The organism is Paraburkholderia bengalensis, assembly GCF_037126505.1.
Taxonomy (GTDB): Bacteria; Pseudomonadota; Gammaproteobacteria; order Burkholderiales; family Burkholderiaceae; genus Paraburkholderia; species Paraburkholderia bengalensis.
The window spans coordinates 65860-85745 of record NZ_JACFYJ010000027.1 but is presented as its reverse complement, the minus strand read 5'-3'; the positions used below and the strand labels follow the sequence as shown (position 1 = coordinate 85745).

Here is a 19886-nt window from a genome sequence, read left to right as displayed (position 1 = left end):
AACCGGTATCGTTTCGGACACAGGACCCGTCATGCAGCAACGCTCGCCCACGTCGTCCACCTCCGGGCACGGCGAGCGGCTGACCCACGCGTCGCCCGCCATCGGCTTGCGCGAGAAGCGCTTCACGCCGTCCAAGCTGGTCGCGTTGCTCGACGTCGCGGCGGAAGTCGGCCTCGACGCCGACGCCGTGCTCGCGGGCACTGAACTCGACGCCGAAGCCGTCGCCAATCCATTCACGCTGACTTCGTCGCTTCAGTTTCTGACGGCGGCGCGCAATGCCGTGCGGCTCTGTCGGCAACCGGACCTCGGCGTGCGGGTGGGCTGCCGTCTGCATGCGTCGAGCTATGGCATGTACGGCTACGCGTTGCTGTGCTCGGAAGCGCTGGCGCGCACGTTCGACACCGCTGTCAAATATCATCAGCTCGCCAACGGCACGCTCGATATCCGCTGGATGGAGGCCGACGACGCCGCCACGTGGGTCTTCCCGAATCGTGCGGACGTGCGGCTGCCCGACATCGACGAGACGTTCTATCGCTTTCTGATCGATCTGCAATTCGCCGTGCACGTCACCGTCATCAAGGACGTCATGGGCGCGTGGTGCGTGCCCGCGCGCGCGATGTTCACGCAGCCGCAGCCGCCGCATGCGGACAGGCTCGCTGACGCGCTGGAATGCCCGCTTGCCTTCGATCAGCCGCAAAACCTGTTGAGCTACCCCGCTGCGTGGCTGTCGCGCGCGCCGCAACTCGCCAATCCCATCACGGCCGCGCAGGTCTCGACGCAGTGCGCGCAGCTGCTCGAACAGTTCCGCTGGCAGGCGGGCATCACGCGGCGCGTCTATCAGGAACTCACGCGCTCGCCCGGCAAATTCCCCGATATCGAGCAGATCGCCGAAAGCCTGTGCATGACGTCGCGCACGCTGCGCCGCAAGCTCGAAGCGGAAGGCGCGTCGTACAGCGAGCTGCTGACGGGCGTGCGCAAGGCGCTCGCCATCGACTACCTGAGCACGACGACGCTCGCGATCGAAGACATTGCGCTGACGCTCGGCTTCAGCGACGCCGTGAGCTTTCGTCACGCGTTCAAGCGCTGGACGGGCAAGACGCCGAACCAGGTGCGGCGCGAGCGCGGTGTCGCGCGTCCATAAACGAATGGCTATAGCGTGCCAAAGTTTGTTTGATTGTTCCCGGCAAAAGCGCGGACTTTACACTTGACGCCTGATCGGGCACCGCATGCGATGCGCGTTGCCGCCAACCTGAAAACATCCACGCGAAGGAGACGATGCCCGCTCGCGCGCGCATCAGCGCCCTATGTCTGCCACTCTCGTCTACACCCACGCTGCGTGTCTGGATCATCAGCCGGGCCCGCATCATCCCGAGTCGCCGGAGCGGCTGAAGACCGTGCTGCAGGCGTTGCGCTCGCCCGAGTTCGCCGGGCTCGAATGGCGCGACGCGCCGATGGGCACGCTCGAACAGGTGCAACTCGTGCACAGCCAGGATTTCATCGACGAAGTGGCGGAGATTGCGCCGAAGCACGGCTACATGCCGCTCGATGGCGGCGACACCGTCATGTCGCCGGGTTCGTGGGAAGCCGTGATGCGCTGCGTCGGCGCGGCCTGCGCGGGCGTCGATGCCGTGCTCGGCGACGACGCGCGCAACGTGTTCTGCGCGACGCGTCCGTGCGGACATCACGCGGAGCCTTCGCGCGCGATGGGTTTTTGCATCTTCAATCAGGCGGCGATCGCGGCCGCCTACGCGTATGAAATCCACAAGCTGGAACGCGTCGCCGTGGTCGACTTCGACGTGCATCACGGCAACGGCACGCAGGCCGCGTTCTATCACCGGCGCGAACTGTTCTATGCGTCGAGCCATCAATCGCCGCTCTATCCCGGCACGGGCGCCGCGGCCGAAACGGGCGTGAGCCACAACATCGTCAACGTGCCGCTGCCGCCGGGTTGCGACTCCACGCTGTTTCGCGCGCGCATCGAGGCCGACATGCTGCCCGCCGTGCGCGCATTCGATCCCGAGCTGCTGATCATCTCCGCGGGCTTCGACGCGCACAAGCTCGATCCCCTCGCCGCGCTACGCCTCGACGATGACGACTTCCACTGGATCACGCGCGAACTCGTGAGCATCGCCGATCAGACCTGCGGCGGACGTATCGTGTCGATCCTCGAAGGTGGGTACAGCATGGACGGCCTGGCAGGCGGCACGCGCGCGCACGTGCGTGCGTTGATGGGGCTGTGAGCGCGATCTTTCGCGCACGCAGCTGGATTGCAGCGCAGCGTCACTGACGCTGCGCTACTGCAGCGTCGATATGTAACTGGCAATGTTACGAATGTCGTCGTCGGTGAGATTGCGCACCACGCTGCCCATGTTGCCGCCATCGTTGGTGCGCGTGTGGGAACGAAAGTCCCGCAACTGCTTGACGATGTACTGATCGTGCTGCCCCGCGATGCGCGGCGTTTCGTTCTGCCCCGCGAAGTTGGCGGCGTGACACGCCGTGCAGCGCTCGGAATCCGATTTCATGTGACCGGCTTCGACGGCGGCGTCATTTGCATTGGACGCAACGGGTACGGCCTTTTGCGCGGCGAAATAATCGGCGAGATCTTTTATGTCCGCGTTCGACAGCTTGGCGGCGGCGGGTGACATGCGCGGGTCGCGGCGTCGCCCGTCCTTGAAGTCCTTCAGCTGAAGAGACAGATAGCGCGCTGTCTGTCCGGCGAGAACGGGATATTGAGGATCGGTTGAATTACCCATCGGCCCATGACAGGCCACGCATGCTTGCGCCTTGAGCTTTCCTGCCTGCGCGTCGGCGCGTGCTTGCGCGGGCAACCACACGAGCGTCGCGCACAACCACACCCGCCACGCGTGCGCAACCACGCGCGACGGGCGCGGTGCACACCACGGCGATGTCGCGCAGCGTCATCGAGATGCCTTCATGACGCCGCGCATGCCGTCCGGCGAGCCGAATCCGGCAAGACACCGCGAGGTGCGACCATGCGCGTCTCCTGCGTTAGTTGTTGACCGGGATAGCGAGCGCCAGCGCAAGCGCGAGCGCACACGTCTTTCAAAACGACGAGCGTTGGATGATTGAAAACCGCTGAGAACTTCGCCGGAGCAGGCCAGAGGCGCGAAAGCGCCGCATCTCGCCGACATCCGTGGGCCGGATCAACCAAGCGTAGGCGACGCCATGCGGATTTGCCAGACGAAGGGCACCAAAATGGCGCCTCGCGACGAAGCAATATCGCGCCGATGCTTGTATGAGGATTGCGTGGGAATACGCCGCCAGGACCGCCTTCAGCAGACAGCCGCGCTTCGCGCTACCCTATGCGGTTTTTACCGAATCCCAAAGGACCGCGATGTCTGCTTTTCCCTTCGCCGCCGTGCTATTCGATTGCGACGGCGTGCTCGTCGATTCGGAAACCATCACCAACACCGTCCTCGCGGCCATGCTCGGCGAACTGGGCTGGCAACTCAGCGTCGATGAAGCGATGAAGATTTTCGTCGGCAAGACGGTGATGGACGAGGCGCCGCTCATCGAAGCGAAAACCGGCTTCAGGATTACGCCGGCGTGGCTCGACATCTTCCGCGAGCGCCGCAACGCCGCACTCGAACGCGACGTTACGGCCATCGACGGCATCGTCGCGACGGTGGCTGCGTTGCACGCGCAACTGGATGGCGGGATCGCCGTTGCGTCGGGTGCCGATCGCGTCAAGGTGCGGCTGCAACTCGCGAAAATCGGCGTGCTCGAGTACTTCGAAGGGCGCATCTTCAGCGGCCACGAAACGCCGCGCAACAAGCCGCATCCCGACGTGTATCTCGCGGCAGCCGCGGGTCTGGGCGTCGAGCCGTCGCGCTGCGCGGTGATCGAGGACACGGTAACGGGCGCGACGGCAGGCCGCGCGGCAGGCGCAACGGTGTTCGGCTACAGCCCCGGCGAAAAAGGCCACAGCCCGAAACAAGCGCTGCGCGCCGTCGGCGTCGCGGACGTGTTCGAGGACATGGCGGCGTTGCCCGCACTGCTGACGGGCTGGCAACGCCGAAGCCAGGGCGCGGGAATACGGGACTAGAGGACGACGCATCGAGGCGCGCGGGTCACGCCCCGTCACGTCAAAGCATCTCGGCTGCTTCGAGATTCGCGCCGAAAAAGAAGCGGCTCAACTCGCGCGTCAGCTCGTTGAGAATCGCCATCTCGGGCTGCGTGATCTTGTGCACGCGCTCCGCTTCCGTCCAGTCGCCGTACACGAGCGCGACGGTCGTTTCGTTGGCCTTGACGGGCAGCAACACGAACGCCTGCGCGTCGGCGAGATGCGCCTTGAACCAGTCCGGCAGGCGCGCCTCCATGCGCGGCTCGTGCGCGTTTTCGATGAAGATGCCGACCGGGTTCGCGATCGCGAGATGGAATACGTCCGGTTGAAAGCCCGCGCCGAAATTCAGCGTGGGCAGCATGCGCTCCATATCGGGGCCGAAGCCGATGCGCGCGTGGTAGCGCGCGTCGCCCTGGCGCACGAACACCAGCGTGCGAGACAGCGACAGTCCCGCCAGAATCGCTTCCGATGCGAGCGTCAACACGGGCGCAATCGCCTTGTTCGACGGCAGCGTCCGCAAGTCTTCGAGACCCGCGCCCAGGCGCGCCTGCGCCGATTTGCCCGTACGCACAATGGCATCGGCGTGCGCGCGCAGTTCGGAAATCTCGTGCATCAGGCCTTCGCTGCTTTCTTCGTCGATCAATGCAGCGTTGCGCGCGTCGAGCCGCGCCGCGTCGATCCTGAGCGCATCGCTGTAGCGTACGGCGAGTTCGGCAAGCAGCGCTTCCAGTTCGTCGCCCGGTTCCTGCGTGGCGAGCACATTGGCCACTTCCGTCGAATAGCTGTTGACGGCGCGCAGCCATCGCACATGCTCCGACGCCGGCTCATCCGATTCCGCGCCGATTTCCTGCATGCCCGCCGCGATCGTTTCGGGCAAACGCCAGCGACGCGCCGCCTCGATGCCGATCTCCTCGAAACTCACGCCCAGCAGCAGCGCGCACGCTTGGTTGTCGCTGATGTCATCGACGCTCGCCGTGCGGCGCAGCCGGTCCCATTCGCTTTCCAGATAGAACGCGACCAGCAGTCTGCCGATCTGGCGCATCAGCGTGCAGACCACGGCTTCTTCCGCTGCGCGCAGTTCCGTGCCTTCCGTGATGCGCCGCGCGACGGTGCCGCTCAGCAGCGCGCGGTTCAGTTCGAGCTTGGCGTCGATGCGATGCGGCGCGCTCTGATGAAAGTGATCGACGATCTTCATGCCGACCACGAGATGCCCGACGGTATCCATGCCGAGCACCATCAGCGCGCGCGTGACGGTAGTGATGTTACCGCCGAACGCGACGTACATCGCCGAATTGGCGAGCCGCAACACCTTCTGCGTGAGACCGACATCCGACAGCACCACCTGCACGAGCGACGTGAAGTCGAGGTCGTCGTTGTTCATCGCCGACACCGTGGAGCGCAATGCCTGCGAAAGCAGCGGGAAATCCCCGCGCTCGCTCATGCGCGACCACAGTTTTTCGAGCAGTTCTGGTTTGACGACGAGGGACATCTGGGGGTGGTTTAAAAACGGATTCGTGGAAAGGCGATACAACAGCGGTATCCGTGATTAAAACACAAGCCGTCGTCCGTCATGGTTCCCGCCCGTCGTCTGCCGACGGCAATCCGCCCGTCTGCCGGGCTCTTGCAGATCATTTCAAAGTCTTTCGATGTCGCGTTCCGGCGACAGAATGTGAAACGCAACGTCGATCGTCGCGCATCGCGCGCATCTTGGCCGCACGCGCGCGATACGTCTCCCGCCTCTCCATTAACGGCGCCGATGCGGACAACTTGAGCCGCGCGCCGCCCGCCTACGACGCGCGCTCGACGACGAACTGTCGATACGGCGCAAAGCGCGTGTCGCCCTGCAGCGCGGAGAAGACCTGGGATCAGATGATCGGTAAAAAGGCGCACTTTGTGCGAAGGCTGCGCGGCGTCTTCGGCAAAAACTGCATGAACGGGCGCGGGCGGCAGACGGTATCGGTAGTCGCGCAGCAGCGTCTGCCCGGCTCGCGTCACCGCGTCGTGCTGGTCGAAGGGGCTTGACGGCAGCGCAATAGCGCATTGCGTACGGCTACATACGGCTGCGTACGACTCCATGCGGCCCGTCGGGCGGCTCGACGATTTCAACCGAGCGTCTGACCGTATCACCAAAGTCATATAGGCCGCGGCGCATGCCAAATACATACTGGATTCACGCGGCACTCACTCTTGCGGCGAGCACCGCGATTCACGTGTCAACAAAGTCAATCCTGTACGCCCACAGATTCTGATGGTTGCTCACGTCCCAGGTCTACGCGCCGGCCCGCTCCGATCGAACACGGCGCGCGCTGTCGTTCCGTTTCGGCGCAATCGGACAGTGCGCCGCGATTTTCGTAAGGAGACTTCAAATGAAGACGGTGCTCATCCTCTGTGGCGGCGTACTCTGCTTGTCGGCGTGGCAAGCCTATGCGCAAGAATCCAATACCACCACCAACGTGTCGTCCGCAGCGACGCCCGAAACGGTGATCAATTCCGAAGGGCCCGGCATGTCGTCCGTCTCGATGTCGGGCGGCGGCGCAACCATGTCCCATGGCAAGACGCGCGCCCAGGTCTACCAGGATCTCGTGCACTCGCAACAGGACGGCGAGGCCGCACGTTTGCAGGAACTGTTCAAGGGCGGCAACTGACGCACTCGCCCGGTGCTCGCCCAGCGACTCGCGCGAGCGCCGCGTCCGATGCATCCGAAAAAGGCCGCGCGCCATGGCGGCCTTATCGTGAAGCCCGCACGCCATCGCGGATGGCGCACCGCGCGCGGCTGATCGTGCGCATGTCAATAAAACGCTGCAAACGAAGCTAGTTTTGCGAGCGCAACTTGTCTGCTTCGAGTCGGCGCGTGATCAGGTGAATCAGATAGGTGGCGAACTCCGGGTCTTGATAGTAGAGACGCATGGCATCCGTCGCCGACACCATCAGCAGTTCGCAGTCGCTGAGGCAGCGCGCGGTGCAGGTGCGCCGATGGTCCGGCGAAAAGAGCCCGATCTCGCCCAGTATCGTGCCCTGCCCGACTTCGATATCGATCTCCAGCAAACCGACCGTGCCGCGCACGATGTAATACAGCGCGTCGCTCGGATCGTTCTTGTGGAACAGCACTTCGCCCGCCTTGTAGCGCGTGGGCATCGTGAAAGCGAGCAGCTTGCCGACCGAGAGACGGCCGTCCAGCGCGTGATGCAACTGCACATCGCCGACCTGCGCGAGACGCGCCGCGGCGACGCTCGCCTGCCCGCGGCTACCCACCTTCAACGCCTTGTAGACCGTGTACAGATGCACTTTCACGGTGCCTTCCGTGATGTTCAGCTGCTTCGCGATCGACTTGTTGGTTTCGCCGCGCGCGGCCAGCGCGAGCACCTGGATCTGGCGCGGTGTCAGCACATGCGCCTTCGTGTCGGCGGGAAGCCTGGATGCGGGCGCATCGGTTGCAGGCGGCCCGTGCGAAAGCGCTACAGGCAGCGGCGCCGACGCAGGATAGCGGCTGTCCGCGAGCACAACACGCAGCGCATCGAGCAGCGCCCCGGCCGATTCGGACTTGCCGAGATGCCCTGCCACGCCCGCCGCGACGAAATGCTCGACAGTCTGCGGATCGACGGCTGTCAGCAGCACGAGCACGGGCAGGCCCGACGCGACGCGCTGCGATGCCGTCGCGACGCTCAGCGCATCGGGCAGACAGTCACCGTCGAGCACGACCAGATCGGCCGCCTGTTCGCTCTCGAACACGTTCGACGCGTAATCGGCGCACCGCACGTCGACACGCTCGCCGAGTTCCGCAAGCAGACGCGCGACGCCATCGCGAAAGAGCCCTGCGGGAGCGACGAACAGGATCAGCATACGTGTCTGCTCCTTGCAGTTGGCTGACAGTGTGCGGCGCGCCGACGTCCGTCTGGCCCGCTCAGTCGAAACGGAGCCTGCCGCGACGCGACCTGACGGTGCGCATGAAACGTTATAGCCGACCCGGCGCACGGCGTGTTGCGGCTGGCGCGGCGCAGCGTGCGGAGGGGACCCCCGTCATCGCACGAGCGCCTGCGCGATGCCTGCCGCCGCGCACATCAGCACAACCAGCAGCGGACGCACGCGCCAGCGCGTGAGCAGCACCAGCGCGACGACGGCAACGGCGAAATCGGCCGCGGAGCGCACGGCGCTGGTCCAGACGGGTGTATGGAACGCGCTCGCCAGCAGGCCGACGACAGCGGCGTTCGCGCCCGCCAGCAGCGCCGCGACGCGAGGCCGCGCGCGCAGCGTCTGCCAGTGCGGCAGCACGGCGATCACGAGCAACAGGCCGGGAAGAAAAATGCCAGCTGTTGCCCACACTGCACCGAGCACATGGCGCGACGGCGGGCTCATGCTCCAGCCCAGATATGACGCGAACGTGAACAGCGGCCCCGGCACGGCCTGCGCCGCGCCGTAGCCCGCGAGAAAGTCGTTGGCCGAGATCCAGCCTTTGGCGACGGTCGCCTGCTGCAACAACGGCAACACCACGTGGCCGCCGCCGAACACCAGCGCGCCCGAGCGATAGAACACGTCGAACAGCCGCAAGGCCCACGCCGAAGGAAACAGCGCTTCCAGCGCGGGCAGCCCCGCGAGCAGGAGCACGAACGCGACGAGCGCGACGACGCTCGCGATGCGCGGCAGCGCGGCCCGCGATGACCCCGCGCGGGCATCGGGCGGCGCGCTGGCTTCGGATGCAGCGGCGTTGCGGCAGAACGCGAGCCCAAGCAGCGCGCCGCCGCCGATTACAACGAGCTGCGCGTACGCGCTGTCCAGCACGCTCAGCACCGCCAGCGCCGCGAGCGCGATGGCGGCGCGCGGGCCGTCCGCACACAGGCGGCGCGCCATGTCCCAGATCGCTTGCGCAACGATCGCCACGGCAACCAGTTTCAGGCCATGCACCAGCCCTTGGCCCAGCGTGTCGTCCAGGCGGCCGGCGATGCTCGCGCAGCCGGCCATCAGCAGCGCCGACGGCAGCGTGAAGCCGAGCCACGCCGCCGCCCCGCCGCGCCAGCCCGCACGCAGCAAGCCAATCGAAAAGCCGACCTGGCTGCTCGCCGGGCCGGGCAGAAACTGGCACAGCGCGAACAGGTCGCTGAATGCGGCGTCGTCGAGCCAGCGACGGCGTTCGACGAACTCGCGGCGAAAGTAGCCGATGTGCGCAATCGGCCCGCCGAAGCACGTACAGCCCAACCAGAGAAATGTGCACAGCACTTCGAATGCCGTGCCTGCGCGCGTTTCGGGACGCGGCGTGCTTTCAGTTTGCATGGAGAGTGTCGACGGACGAGCGGATCATGCCGATGGCCTGGGTGCCGGGCGCATCACTCTAACGCAATCCATCGCGCCGCGTGTGGCGGCGACGCACGCGTATGAACAACACGCCGCGCAGGGGCGATTGGCCTGAAACCGGCGGCGACGCCGGTGCCCGTGTCGCCGGGAAGACTTGCAGGCGTCACCGCCGTGACACGCCGCGCGGGACAGTGTCGCGCGGAATACGAATACATCACGCCCGCCGATCTGCGCCGAGCGACGCCATGCTTTCGCCGTTGCTTCGCAATAGAATCGGATTGACGCGGCACACGTTCCCGTTGCTGCGCCCCTTGCCGCGCGCGCATGCCGTTGCGCCCGCCGCATCAACCTTCTTTGCGAGGCCGAGCATGGAGACGAAAGTCATCGCCCATCTGCCCACCGTCGACGTGGAAATCACGCGCCGCATGTTGCCCGACCGGAATGCGGAAAGCGTCGCGATCCATATCACGGCCGTGCCTTCCGTCGAAGCCGCCGCGCGCTGGTTCCTGCAACCCGGTCTGTTCGCGCTGACCTCGCCGATGTCGATCGTTTCGATGTGGTCGATGTGGATGCGCGCAGCGTGGCAGCCGTGGCTCGCGTCGATTGCTGCCGCCACGCCGCAATCGCACGAATCGCAGGAACAGGAGAAACGGCTGACGGCCGACAAACCTGCGTCCGCGCGCGGCTGACGCGTTGCACATTGCGGACGACATCGACGCGGCGACATCGAATGCCGCACGAGGAGCAGCGGACATGCGCGCCATGGTTTTCGACGGATCGAGTCTCACCCTCGCCGAGCGCGAGTTGCCCGAGCGCCTGCCGGGAGCGGGCGAACTGCTGATCGACGTGCTCGCGTGCGGCGTATGCCGGACCGATCTGCATGTCGTCGATGGCGAACTGGACGAGCCGAAACGTCCTGTGATTCCGGGACACGAGATCGTGGGCCGCGTTGTCGCGTGCGGCGCGGACGTGCGGGGGTTTGCGCCTGGCGAGCGCGTTGGCGTGCCGTGGCTTGGCAAGACGTGCGGCGTCTGCCCCTACTGCGCCAGCGGGCGCGAAAACCTGTGCGATGCGCCGGGCTTCACAGGCTACACGCTCGACGGCGGCTACGCGCAGCAGGTCATCGCGGATCATCGCTACTGCCTGCATCTGCCCGAGCGCTACGACGACGCGCGGGCCGCGCCGCTGCTCTGTGCGGGGCTGATCGGCTATCGCACGCTGAGCATGGCGGGCGACGCGCGGCGCGTCGGCATCTACGGCTTCGGCGCGGCCGCGCACATCGTCGCGCAGGTCGCGCGACACCAGGGCCGCGAGGTGTACGCATTCACACGTCCCGGCGACGACATCGCGCAGCAGTTCGCGCGCAAACTCGGCGCGACATGGGCGGGCGGCAGCGACGAAGCGCCGCCCGCGCCGCTCGATGCGGCGCTGATCTTCGCGCCCGTCGGCGCGCTCGTGCCGGCTGCGCTGCAGGCTGTCGTCAAGGGCGGCGTCGTGGTGTGCGGCGGCATTCACATGAGCGACATTCCCGCGTTTCCTTATGCGTTCTTGTGGGGCGAGCGGCGTGTCGTGTCGGTGGCGAATCTCACGCGAGCCGATGGCGAAGCGTTCATGAAGATTGCCGGCGAGATGCAGCTCGACATCGAGGTGACGTGTTATCCGCTTGCCGAAGCGAACCGCGCACTCGACGATTTGCGCAGCGGGCGCGTATCGGGCGCCGCCGTGTTGATGGTGGGTTAAGTCTGAATAACGTTGCTGATCGACTCGCGTACCTCGAAGCGCCAGCGCCCGACTCACTTCTCTGCGTATCGTGCGCTCTTCCGGTGACGGAACTCAGGCAAAATGGAAGTGGAAGTCACGCGCGACGGGCGGCATCGCGCCGCTTGCTTTGCGCCAATCGGACGCATGGAGATGCGCTATGGAAAACCTCCTGAGAAACCGCTCGAAGCTTGCTGCGTTGGCGCTCATGCTGACGGGATGTGCAGCCTCCGGCGTGCCGCAAACCGGGCCGCAAAGTGGAGCCCAGAGCGGACCCCATCTGAGCCCAACAGAATGCCGCGACCTGGCCGCGATCAGAAGCGATGCGCCCAGGACGAGGGCGCAGCAACAAAGCGAGCTTTCAGCCCTGAGAAAAGCGGGCTACAACCCGTCACCATGGAACGACGACCCGAACTTCCCGGAGGATCTGCACGCCGCGCAACGCCTCGTCGACCATTGGTTCAAAACCGAATGCCAGCCCTTACCGCCCGGCTGAATAGCCCGGAATCGCCACGTCGTTCCTCGGACGAGGCGCGCAGCAACCGTGCGTCGTTCGCCCGGTCAGGTGAAACAGCCGCTCGATAGCGGCACTGCGCGGATGCGCATTGCCTGACGCCGCCAGCGCTACGTGCCCAACAACGAAAACGTGATGTCTTGCGCGCCTTCCCATAGAACGAGTTTGCCGAATGCTTCCAGATGCTCGTGGCCTTCCGTCAAGGTGAAGAAGTGATTGCCGGCCAGCTGGCCCATTTTGCTCGCGAAAATGGAGCTTCCGTAGACGAACAAAAACTCCGTCTCGCTGAAGCCCCCCGGATAAAGAAGAATATCGCCACGAGACGCGTGGCTCGTGTGATTTTCGAAAGTCAGCCCCGTATCGAAGTCACCCAGCGGAATCCACACGGCTTCGCCGCTCCAGCGAGAATGAATGACCTTGTTTTTGAATGGCAGCAGTTCGAGAAAGCGTTCGCAGGTGCGCGGTGCCTTCTGTTCTTGGAGCTGTCCGACAAAGCGGAAGGGACCGGCTTCTACGAGAATCTTTTTCATGTTGTCTCTCCAGGTTGGATCAGCACGTCCCACCATGGCTCAGCAGCCGTTCAAGCGGTTCGGGCAGGCCCCGATTCGGCTTGATCGGCGGCCGCGAAAAGCTGCCCTTCACCGCCTTCTTCGGAGCGAGCCGGATCAGGCCCTCGAGCTGCGTAATCGCACTCGACACGCCATCGACGACGGGCACCGGCAATTCATGACGGATTTCACGTGCGAGCCCGGCGAGCGGCGCGCCGGCAATGATGATCACGTCGGCGCCGTCATCGTCGACCACCTGGTTGCACAGCGCCTTCAGTCTCGAAGCGTAATCGTGCTGCACACTCCCGATATCGCGCAGCGGTTCGTCGAGCGCGCGGATGCTCGCCAGCCGGCTCGCCAGATGGTTGCGTTCGACAGTTTCGCCGTACCACGCCTTGATTCGCGGCGAAATCGCGACGATCGAAAAGCGCTGCCCGAGCGTCGCCGCTGTCATGAGTGCGGACTCGGTCAGCCCCACTACCGGCACGTCGATCAATTCCTTGATGCCCTGCAGGCCCGGGTCGCCGAACGCTGCGACCACGACACCATCATAGGTGCCATGACGTTCGGCCGCCACGCAAGCAGACGCGTACGCGCCGACCAGCGCTTCGAAGCGTGTCTCGATGTATGCAACACCGAACGGCGCGGTCGCGACCGCGATCTCGGTGCCAGGCGAAGCACTGCGCTGCGCCTCCGCCTGAATCAGCGCCGAGACACTTTCGGAGATGTTGGGGTTGATGACCAGGATCTTCATGCTGCACTCCGATTTCAGAGGTCGACGTACTGCGGCTTGCCAGCCGCGAGAAAACGGCCCCGGCCCGCTTCCGGCTCGAGATAGCGCCCGCTCTCGACCAGCAGTTGTCCGCGTGACAGACAGTGCTTCGGCCACCCCTGCACGGTTCGACCTTCGTAAGGCGTGTAGTCGACGTTGTGGTGTAACGCGTCGTTCGCGATGGCGACGTGCGCGAGCGGGTCCCACAGCACGATATCGGCGTCGGCACCGATCGCGATCGTCCCCTTGCGCGGATAAAGGCCGTACAGCTTTGCGGGATTCAGGGACGTCAGTTCGACAAACTTGTGCAACGACAGCTTGCCGCGGCTCACGCCATCGAACAACAACGCCAGTCGAGTCTCGATGCCAGGGATACCGTTCGGGATGTGCTCAAACGAGACCTCTTTACCGTCGGGCTTCTTGCCCTGCGGATCATCGAATGAGAACGGCGCATGGTCCGACGAGAACACACTGAATACGCCACGCTTCAATGCGCTCCATACGGCCCGCTGGCTGGATGAGTCGCGCGGCGGCGGACTGCACACGCATTTGGCGCCGTGATAGCCGTCCTCCTGGCCGAGATCTTCGGCCGTGAGGTAAAGATACTGCGGGCAGGTCTCGGCGTAGATGTTGAGGCCGCGCTGCTGTGCCCATTCGATCTGTTCGATCGCATCCTGGCCAGACACATGAACGATCAGGATCGGCACATCGACGAGTTCGGAAAAGGCAATCGCGCGGTGCGTCGCCTCGCGCTCAACCACGGCCGGACGCGAAAGCGCATGATACTTTGGCGCGTAGTTTCCGGCTTCCGTGAGCTTGTCGGTCAGCCATGCGATGCAGTCCGAATTCTCGGCATGCACCATGACCAGCGCCTGGTTGCGGCGCGCAACATCCATCACTTCGAGGATCTCGCGGTCGCTGAGCTTGAGATCGTCGTATGTCATGTAGATCTTGAACGATGTATAGCCAGATGCGATCAGTTCCGGCAGTTCGCGTTCAAGCACTTCGGGCGTGGGATCGGACACGATCAGGTGAAAGGCGTAGTCAGTGACGGCGCGGCCATCGGCGCGGCGGTGGTAGTCGGCCACGGCGGCCTTGAGCGATTGCCCTTTCGCCTGTGCGGCGAACGGGATCACCGTCGTGGTGCCGCCGCACGCCGCGGCGCGCGTGCCGCTCAGAAAGTCGTCCGCCATTTTCAGTCCGTCAGGCATGGGCTGATCGAGATGACAGTGCGCGTCGATACCGCCGGGCAATGTCAGCAGGCCGGTGGCGTCGATCTCGCGCCTGCCTGCGCCAAGATCGCGGCCCAGCGCGACGACGATGCCGTCCTTCACGCCAATATCGCAGTTGAAGCGCTCCGACGCAGTCACCACGTCGGCATTGCGAATCACGAGGTCGTACACGGTTGTCATGGCGGGTCCCTCAGGCAACGTCGGAAAACAGGCGGCCCCAACCTGCGAGCCGGGTCGTATCGTAGCCGGCGAGCTTCAACGACTTCCACACCACCGTGGAGATCGTGTCGTAGAGCGGGATGCCGTGATGCTGCTCCACTTCCGAGGCCAAATGCGCGGCATGCAGGTTGGTGCAGAACGTGACAATGGCCTCCGGGCTTTGCATCGCGACTTCGCGAATCTGCCCGCGCAGCGTATCTTCCGAGACTTCGGAAAACTGAAAGTTCACCTTCAGGCCCAGATGGTTTTCAGAAGAGCAGTCGATGCCGTTCTCGCGGTAATTGGCGACGATCTTCTGCTGGACTTCCTTGAGATACGGCGTGACCAGACCGAATCTCTTCACACCTGTTCTGTCCAGAATTTCGTTCAATGCCAGCACCGACGTGGTCGCGGGGATGCCCGTCGCCTCTTCGATTTCGCGGCACAGGCGGCGGTCGGTCTCGAACCCGAGCCAGCCGGATGACGTGCCGTTCCATGCGATCACATCGACCTTGGCGTCGGCCAGCAACCGCGCGGCCTGAATGATGTGGGTGGTGTCGAATTGCCCGAGCGCCTGCTCGGACAGCGAGATTTCGGTGACCGTGAAGCGCGAGAAATGGGCGCTGACACCGGGGAGATTGGCCACCATCGCGCTCGTGATCGGCTCGAGCGCGGTGTTGGATGAAGGGGTAAGCATGCCGAGCATGACGCGTTTGCTCATGATGAGTCAGCAATCAGGTATGAAAGGTGAAGAAAGCGTGGGTCAGACGGGCAGCTTGCGTTCGTAGTCGATCAGCGTCGAACATACGAAGAGGCCTACGCCGGCAGCAGCGAAAAACATCAGGGCCAGAAAGTACGAGCCGGTCGTCTGCACGATCAGGCCAACGATGATCGGCACGAGAACGCCGCCTATATTCCCGCCCAGGTTCATCAGACCGCCCAGAAAGCCGATCTTGTTGCGTGTGCCAAGGATGGAAGGCAGGCACCAGTACAGACCGCACCAGCGCAGGAAGAACAACGTGGAGGCGAGCAGCACCACTACTGTTGCGGGATTGCCGACATAGGCGACCGAGAAGATCGATGCCGTGGCCGCCACGGCGGCGATACCGAACAGCGTGCGCATGACGCGATTGGGCGAGCCGCCCGCCGCCTTCCACTTGTCCGCGATCCATCCGCCCGCCAGTTCACCGACGAATCCGCTAAAAAAGATCGCGAAACTGGCGCCGCCCATCTGCTGGATATTGAAGCCGTGAACCTTGTTCAGATAGTTCGGCATCCAGGTGAGCAAGCCGTAGAACACCGAGTTGAAGCACATCCAGCCGAAGAACATGCCCCACACCGAGCGATAACGGAAGAAGTCCAGGCTGCGGCCGCTGGCATGCGCCGGCTCGCTGCGATGTTCTTCCTGCAAGGCCGCTTCGAGATAGTCCGCTTCGGCATCATTGACGGCCGGATGCTCGCGCGGGTTGTTACGGATGTAGTACCAGGCGAACAGGCCGGCAAGCATGGTGCCCACACCCGCCACCACGAACGAAGTGCGCCACGAACCAAACTCGCTGATCAATCCCGAGATGATGACCGCGCCGAGCGCCGCTCCCAACGGCGCGCCGCCGTCGAGCAGCGTCGCGCCGCGGCCGCGTTCGTGCCGCGTCATCCACATGGCGTTGAGCTTGCCGCCCGCCGGGTAGATCGGTGCTTCGGCAGCGCCCAGACCCAGTCGGGTGACAATCAGCGCGGTGGCCGTCGTGCAGACAGCGGCAATGCCCTGAAAAAAGCCCCAGAACAATGTCGCACACGCGATGACGATGCGCGGCTTGAAACGGTCAGCCAGCATGCCCCCCGGGATCTGCATCAGCGCATAAGTCCAGAAGAACGAACTGAGAATCAGCCCCTGCACTGCGGGAGCGATGTGAAACTCCTTGGCAATCAGCGGCATGGCCACGGACAACGACGCCCGGTCCACATAGTTGATCGAAATCAGCATCAACATGATCAGAAAAATTCGCCAGCGTACGCCGGTCCGGACCTCGGCCTGCACGGCCGCATTGACGGTTCGCATATGTGTCTCCTCCGTTCGCCTGATGAAGGCCTTCGGGTTTCATGTCTGTGGCCGCGACTGCTCGCGGCCCCGTGCGCTGTATGCGCCGATGCAGTATATGATGCCTAATTATGAATTACAAGCGCCGTATTACGTTGATTTCATTGCGTTTTTATTTTTGTAGATCGTTCGGTGAACATGTAAGACAATTCTGCCAAGACGGAAGATGCAAACGGAAACGGGCGACATGGACATGAAGTCACTATCGGCTGAAACACGCAAGCGGATCAGCTTGCGCGGCACGGGTATGTATGCGGCGATCGCCGAGCGTTTGCGCGAGATGATTCTCGAAGGTGAATTGCCGCCCGGCGCGCACATCGACGAGAAAACCTTGTGCGAGCAGTTCGACATCTCCCGAACGCCTTTGCGCGAGGCGCTCAAAACACTGGTGACCGAGGGTCACGTCACCCACCGGCAACACATGGGTTTTCAGGTCGCGCCCATCGACAGGGACGAGATTGCCGCCATCTTCGAAGTGCTGCATGGACTGGAGGAAACGGCCGGGCGGCTCGCTGCGCAGCGTATCGACGACAAGCAGATGAAAATGCTGCTGGAGCGTCATCGCGCCATGGAGACCTACCACCGCGAGGGCAAGCGCACGGCTTACTACCGCGCCAACCAGAAAGTGCATCAGCACATCGTCGATGTCGCGGGCAATCCTGTGCTCTCCGACATGTACTCGTCGTTGATGAGCAAGATCCACCGTGCAAGAGGCGCGGCCAATGCCGATGTGCTGCGCTGGGCCGAGTCGCTCGGCGAACACAGCGACATCCTGGATGCGCTGGCGAAGCGCGACGGAGCGTGCCTCGCCCGGCTGTTGCGCGAACATTCGGAACACACGGCGGCTGAAGTGATGAAAGTGCTGGACGGCAAGAGCGGAACCTAGTTCACGACTTTGCATGCCGACGGCAATATGTGATCGCGGAATCGCTCGCGCAGCACCAGCTTGTTCAGCTTGCCGGTCGCGGTGTGCGGCAACTCGTCGACGAAGACGACATCGTCAGGAATCCACCACCTGGCGACCTTGTCCTGGTAGAAACCAAGCAGCTCTTCTCGCGTCACCTCGGCATCGGCGCGCTTGACGACCACCAGCAGCGGCCGCTCTTTCCAATCCGGGTGCGCGCAGGCAATGCACGCTGCCTCGGCCACGGCAGGGTGCGCCACTGCCTGATTCTCTATTTCGATCGAACTGATCCATTCGCCGCCTGACTTGATCAGGTCTTTGCTGCGATCAGTGATGCGCATGAAGCCATCGCGATCGATCGTTGCCACATCGCCCGTTGGAAACCAGCCGTCGACGAGTGGCGACACGTCGCTGCGGAAATAACCGTCGATTATCCACGGACCTCGCACGTACAGTTCGCCAAAAGCAACGCCGTCCCACGGCAACTCGCGCCCGTCGTTGCCGACGATTTTCATGTCGACGCCGTAAATGACATGTCCCTGCTTCTCGAGCAGGCTGCGCTGCTCGTCCGGCGAACGCTGCGCCTGCTCGCCGTTGAGTCTTGCGACGGTACCGAGCGGCGACATCTCCGTCATGCCCCAACCGTGGATGGCCTCGACCCCGTAGTCATCCCTGAACGTGCTGAGCATCGCAGGCGGGCACGCCGAGCCACCGATCACCGTGCGCTTGAGCGACGTCAGCCGCAGGCCCGTTTCGCGCATGTAATTGAGCAATCCGAGCCACACGGTCGGCACGCCGGCCGAATACGTCACGTGCTCGGCCTCCATCAGTTCATACAGCGACTTGCCATCGAGATCCTTGCCTGGAAGCACGAGTTTCGCACCGGTCAACGGCGCTGCATGCGGAATACCCCATGCATTCACATGGAACATGGGCACGACGGGCAGCGCGCAATCTCGCGCGGACAGGCCCGACGCGTTGGGCAGCGAGACGGCGTACGCATGCAGCACGGTCGAACGATGCGAGTACAGCGCGCCTTTCGGATTGCCCGTTGTACCCGACGTGTAGCACAGGTAAGACGCGAGCCGCTCGTCGAGCAGCGGCCAATCGAAGTCGCCGTCCTCCGCGCGCACAAGCGCTTCGTAGCCCATGACGGGCGTCGTCATCCGGGGCAGTCGCGCATCGTCGGCGAGCGCGATCCAGCCTCGCACATTCGGGCATTTAGGCGCGAGTGCATCGACGAGCGCGGCAAACGTCGTGTCGAACATCACATAGCGGTCGTCGGCGTGATTGACGATATAGACGATCTGTTCAGGAAAGAGCCGGGGATTGATGGTGTGACAGACCGCGCCGAAGCCTGTCGTGCCGTAGTAAATCTCCAGATGACGGTAGCCGTTCCATGCGAGCGTGCCGATCCTGTCGCCCGCCTCGACACCCAGCGCGATCAGCCCTTGTGCAAGCTGCTTCGCGCGCTTTTCGCAATCGCGATACGTGTAGCGGTGCACGTCGCCCTCGACGCGCTTCGACACGATCTCCGTCGTGCCGAAGTGCCGCGACGCATGCGCGAGCAACGAAGAGACAGTGAGCGGCACGTCCATCATCTGTCCAGGCAACGGTGTCGTCATAGCTGTGCCTCCGTGCTGTTTTCGTCAGCCGCTCCGCGTAGTAAATCGCGTTCAGTGATTCAAGATAGGTTAGTCACAGATACAGTGCAAACGCCCGGCGGACAGTTCCGATGCTTTGCGTTCGAAAAGAGCGACCGGCACGTTGGAAGAGATCCCGAAGAGATCCCGAAGAGATCCATTAGCTGGCTAATTAACGAAGCTGTCTGGAAGGCCACGAGCGCCATGACATCGAAACGCGGCTATTGCAAATGACATATAGCGGAACATGGCGGCATGTCTAGACTCCAAATGCACACCATGCCGTGAATCTCTGCAGTCGTTGCGCTGGACGCCGGGTTCTGTTGTGGAGAATCGTATGAAATGTCGTCTGACCGTCGCGCTAGCGGGCGCGGCATTGTTAGCTTCATTACTCGCTAATCAACATGCCCGCGCACAAACGCCGCCAAATCTTGTCGGCACCTGGAAGCTGGTTTCACTGACCGTTCTGAAAAGCGGCAGCCCCACGGAAATTCTTGGGGAGCATCCCGAAGGTCAGCTCGTGTTTGGTGATGATGGGCACTACACGCTAGTCGCTGTCCGCTCCAATTTGCCAAAGCTTGCGTCGGGCGACCGTCTTTCAGCGTCGGCGGATGAAAGCGAACGGATCTTGCAGGGCAGTGTCGCCCACTTCGGGACGTATGTCGTCAAGCCTGCTTCGCACACAATCGAATTTCACATCCGGAAAGGGACGTTTCCGAACTGGGATGGCGAAATCCAGGCGAGGCCATTCGACATCGATGGTGACCGGCTAACGTACGTCACGCCGGGCAGTTTCGGATATGGCGCATCGACAGCCGTCTGGCAGCGCGACAAAAGCAAATAGGCGCG

Annotated in this window: 20 protein-coding genes; 10 read left to right on the top strand and 10 right to left on the bottom strand. The window is 63.6% G+C overall.

Annotation, left to right across the window (positions count from 1 at the left end; translation table 11 throughout):
• The first annotated feature begins 31 nt into the window (after positions 1-31).
• Both H3V53_RS18065 and H3V53_RS18060 read left to right on the top strand, forming a co-directional pair.
• Positions 32-1141, top strand: coding sequence for an AraC family transcriptional regulator (locus tag H3V53_RS18065; RefSeq protein ID WP_336599122.1), 1110 nt, complete (start codon positions 32-34; stop codon positions 1139-1141).
• Positions 1142-1304: 163 nt separating this feature from the next.
• Entirely contained in the window at positions 1305-2240 is a 936-nt protein-coding gene (locus tag H3V53_RS18060; protein WP_336599121.1) for a histone deacetylase family protein, read from the top strand.
• 54 nt (positions 2241-2294) lie between these two features.
• Here the strand turns inward: H3V53_RS18060 and H3V53_RS18055 are convergent, their stop codons facing one another.
• Positions 2295-2855, bottom strand: a complete 561-nt coding sequence (locus tag H3V53_RS18055) for a c-type cytochrome (protein WP_336599120.1) — start codon at positions 2853-2855, stop codon at positions 2295-2297.
• A gap of 500 nt (positions 2856-3355) precedes the next feature.
• On the opposite strand from H3V53_RS18055, the gene H3V53_RS18050 reads away from it, so the two are divergent.
• Entirely contained in the window at positions 3356-4066 is a 711-nt protein-coding gene (locus H3V53_RS18050) for an HAD family hydrolase (protein WP_336599119.1), read from the top strand.
• Between the two features lie 40 nt (positions 4067-4106).
• Here the strand turns inward: H3V53_RS18050 and H3V53_RS18045 are convergent, their stop codons facing one another.
• Positions 4107-5573 (bottom strand): HDOD domain-containing protein, encoded by a 1467-nt coding sequence (locus H3V53_RS18045; RefSeq protein ID WP_336599118.1) that lies wholly within the window; start codon positions 5571-5573, stop codon positions 4107-4109.
• Positions 5574-5851: 278 nt separating this feature from the next.
• Between H3V53_RS18045 and H3V53_RS18040 the strand changes: the two genes are divergently transcribed.
• Positions 5852-6106, top strand: a complete 255-nt coding sequence (locus H3V53_RS18040) for a hypothetical protein (RefSeq protein ID WP_336599117.1) — start codon at positions 5852-5854, stop codon at positions 6104-6106.
• Between the two features lie 344 nt (positions 6107-6450).
• Positions 6451-6729 carry a DUF4148 domain-containing protein gene (locus H3V53_RS18035; RefSeq protein WP_054921394.1) on the top strand — a complete coding sequence of 93 codons (279 nt, stop codon included), beginning with the start codon at positions 6451-6453 and terminating at the stop codon, positions 6727-6729.
• Between the two features lie 166 nt (positions 6730-6895).
• On the opposite strand, the gene H3V53_RS18030 is transcribed toward H3V53_RS18035, so the two are convergent.
• A complete protein-coding gene (locus H3V53_RS18030; protein WP_336599116.1) occupies positions 6896-7924 on the bottom strand; it encodes a LuxR C-terminal-related transcriptional regulator in 1029 nt (342 codons plus the stop codon).
• 177 nt (positions 7925-8101) lie between these two features.
• Positions 8102-9349: a chromate efflux transporter gene (gene chrA / locus H3V53_RS18025; RefSeq protein ID WP_336599115.1), complete on the bottom strand. Its 1248-nt coding sequence runs from the start codon at positions 9347-9349 to the stop codon at positions 8102-8104.
• Positions 9350-9738: 389 nt separating this feature from the next.
• Between chrA and H3V53_RS18020 the strand changes: the two genes are divergently transcribed.
• The 3 genes from H3V53_RS18020 (at position 9739) to H3V53_RS18010 (ending at position 11624) form a co-directional block, all read left to right on the top strand.
• Positions 9739-10059 carry a hypothetical protein gene (locus H3V53_RS18020; protein ID WP_054921385.1) on the top strand — a complete coding sequence of 107 codons (321 nt, stop codon included), beginning with the start codon at positions 9739-9741 and terminating at the stop codon, positions 10057-10059.
• A 64-nt stretch (positions 10060-10123) separates the two neighbouring features.
• A complete protein-coding gene (locus H3V53_RS18015) occupies positions 10124-11110 on the top strand; it encodes a zinc-dependent alcohol dehydrogenase family protein (RefSeq protein WP_336599114.1) in 987 nt (328 codons plus the stop codon).
• Positions 11111-11288: 178 nt separating this feature from the next.
• A complete protein-coding gene (locus tag H3V53_RS18010) occupies positions 11289-11624 on the top strand; it encodes a DUF4148 domain-containing protein (protein ID WP_336599113.1) in 336 nt (111 codons plus the stop codon).
• Between the two features lie 128 nt (positions 11625-11752).
• Here the strand turns inward: H3V53_RS18010 and H3V53_RS18005 are convergent, their stop codons facing one another.
• The 5 genes from H3V53_RS18005 to H3V53_RS17985 are packed head-to-tail and all read right to left on the bottom strand — an operon-like array spanning position 11753 to position 16451.
• The gene (locus tag H3V53_RS18005; RefSeq protein ID WP_336599112.1) at positions 11753-12172 is read right to left on the bottom strand and encodes a DUF3830 family protein; all 420 of its coding nucleotides are present in this window, start codon (positions 12170-12172) and stop codon (positions 11753-11755) included.
• A gap of 19 nt (positions 12173-12191) precedes the next feature.
• Positions 12192-12944: an aspartate/glutamate racemase family protein gene (locus H3V53_RS18000; protein WP_336599111.1), complete on the bottom strand. Its 753-nt coding sequence runs from the start codon at positions 12942-12944 to the stop codon at positions 12192-12194.
• Between the two features lie 14 nt (positions 12945-12958).
• Positions 12959-14374, bottom strand: coding sequence for a dihydropyrimidinase (hydA, locus tag H3V53_RS17995; RefSeq protein WP_336599110.1), 1416 nt, complete (start codon positions 14372-14374; stop codon positions 12959-12961).
• 10 nt (positions 14375-14384) lie between these two features.
• Positions 14385-15113: a maleate cis-trans isomerase family protein gene (locus H3V53_RS17990; protein ID WP_336599109.1), complete on the bottom strand. Its 729-nt coding sequence runs from the start codon at positions 15111-15113 to the stop codon at positions 14385-14387.
• Between the two features lie 42 nt (positions 15114-15155).
• Positions 15156-16451, bottom strand: coding sequence for an MFS transporter (locus tag H3V53_RS17985; protein ID WP_336599108.1), 1296 nt, complete (start codon positions 16449-16451; stop codon positions 15156-15158).
• Positions 16452-16677: 226 nt separating this feature from the next.
• Between H3V53_RS17985 and H3V53_RS17980 the strand changes: the two genes are divergently transcribed.
• A complete protein-coding gene (locus tag H3V53_RS17980) occupies positions 16678-17376 on the top strand; it encodes a GntR family transcriptional regulator (protein ID WP_336599132.1) in 699 nt (232 codons plus the stop codon).
• Here the strand turns inward: H3V53_RS17980 and H3V53_RS17975 are convergent.
• Complete coding sequence (locus H3V53_RS17975) at positions 17373-19019, bottom strand: 3-(methylthio)propionyl-CoA ligase (protein ID WP_336599107.1); 1647 nt, start codon at positions 19017-19019, stop codon at positions 17373-17375. The genes H3V53_RS17980 and H3V53_RS17975 overlap by 4 nt on opposite strands.
• Before the next feature lie 355 nt (positions 19020-19374).
• Here H3V53_RS17975 and H3V53_RS17970 point away from each other — a divergent pair, with 355 nt between their 5' ends.
• Positions 19375-19881, top strand: coding sequence for a lipocalin-like domain-containing protein (locus H3V53_RS17970; RefSeq protein WP_336599106.1), 507 nt, complete (start codon positions 19375-19377; stop codon positions 19879-19881).
• Positions 19882-19886 lie beyond the last annotated feature (5 nt).

What these genes read in the sequence shown, in the direction of transcription:
- H3V53_RS18065 (WP_336599122.1), top strand. Translation starts at nt 32, where the DNA reads ATGCAGCAACGCTCGCCCACGTCGTCCACCTCCGGGCACGGCGAGCGG.
- H3V53_RS18060 (WP_336599121.1), top strand. Translation starts at nt 1,305, where the DNA reads ATGTCTGCCACTCTCGTCTACACCCACGCTGCGTGTCTGGATCATCAG.
- H3V53_RS18050 (WP_336599119.1), top strand. Translation starts at nt 3,356, where the DNA reads ATGTCTGCTTTTCCCTTCGCCGCCGTGCTATTCGATTGCGACGGCGTG.
- H3V53_RS18045 (WP_336599118.1), bottom strand. Translation starts at nt 5,573, where the DNA reads ATGTCCCTCGTCGTCAAACCAGAACTGCTCGAAAAACTGTGGTCGCGC.
- H3V53_RS18035 (WP_054921394.1), top strand. Translation starts at nt 6,451, where the DNA reads ATGAAGACGGTGCTCATCCTCTGTGGCGGCGTACTCTGCTTGTCGGCG.
- H3V53_RS18030 (WP_336599116.1), bottom strand. Translation starts at nt 7,924, where the DNA reads ATGCTGATCCTGTTCGTCGCTCCCGCAGGGCTCTTTCGCGATGGCGTC.
- chrA (WP_336599115.1), bottom strand. Translation starts at nt 9,349, where the DNA reads ATGCAAACTGAAAGCACGCCGCGTCCCGAAACGCGCGCAGGCACGGCA.
- H3V53_RS18020 (WP_054921385.1), top strand. Translation starts at nt 9,739, where the DNA reads ATGGAGACGAAAGTCATCGCCCATCTGCCCACCGTCGACGTGGAAATC.
- H3V53_RS18015 (WP_336599114.1), top strand. Translation starts at nt 10,124, where the DNA reads ATGCGCGCCATGGTTTTCGACGGATCGAGTCTCACCCTCGCCGAGCGC.
- H3V53_RS18010 (WP_336599113.1), top strand. Translation starts at nt 11,289, where the DNA reads ATGGAAAACCTCCTGAGAAACCGCTCGAAGCTTGCTGCGTTGGCGCTC.
- H3V53_RS18005 (WP_336599112.1), bottom strand. Translation starts at nt 12,172, where the DNA reads ATGAAAAAGATTCTCGTAGAAGCCGGTCCCTTCCGCTTTGTCGGACAG.
- H3V53_RS18000 (WP_336599111.1), bottom strand. Translation starts at nt 12,944, where the DNA reads ATGAAGATCCTGGTCATCAACCCCAACATCTCCGAAAGTGTCTCGGCG.
- hydA (WP_336599110.1), bottom strand. Translation starts at nt 14,374, where the DNA reads ATGACAACCGTGTACGACCTCGTGATTCGCAATGCCGACGTGGTGACT.
- H3V53_RS17990 (WP_336599109.1), bottom strand. Translation starts at nt 15,113, where the DNA reads ATGAGCAAACGCGTCATGCTCGGCATGCTTACCCCTTCATCCAACACC.
- H3V53_RS17985 (WP_336599108.1), bottom strand. Translation starts at nt 16,451, where the DNA reads ATGCGAACCGTCAATGCGGCCGTGCAGGCCGAGGTCCGGACCGGCGTA.
- H3V53_RS17980 (WP_336599132.1), top strand. Translation starts at nt 16,678, where the DNA reads ATGGACATGAAGTCACTATCGGCTGAAACACGCAAGCGGATCAGCTTG.
- H3V53_RS17975 (WP_336599107.1), bottom strand. Translation starts at nt 19,019, where the DNA reads ATGACGACACCGTTGCCTGGACAGATGATGGACGTGCCGCTCACTGTC.
- H3V53_RS17970 (WP_336599106.1), top strand. Translation starts at nt 19,375, where the DNA reads ATGAAATGTCGTCTGACCGTCGCGCTAGCGGGCGCGGCATTGTTAGCT.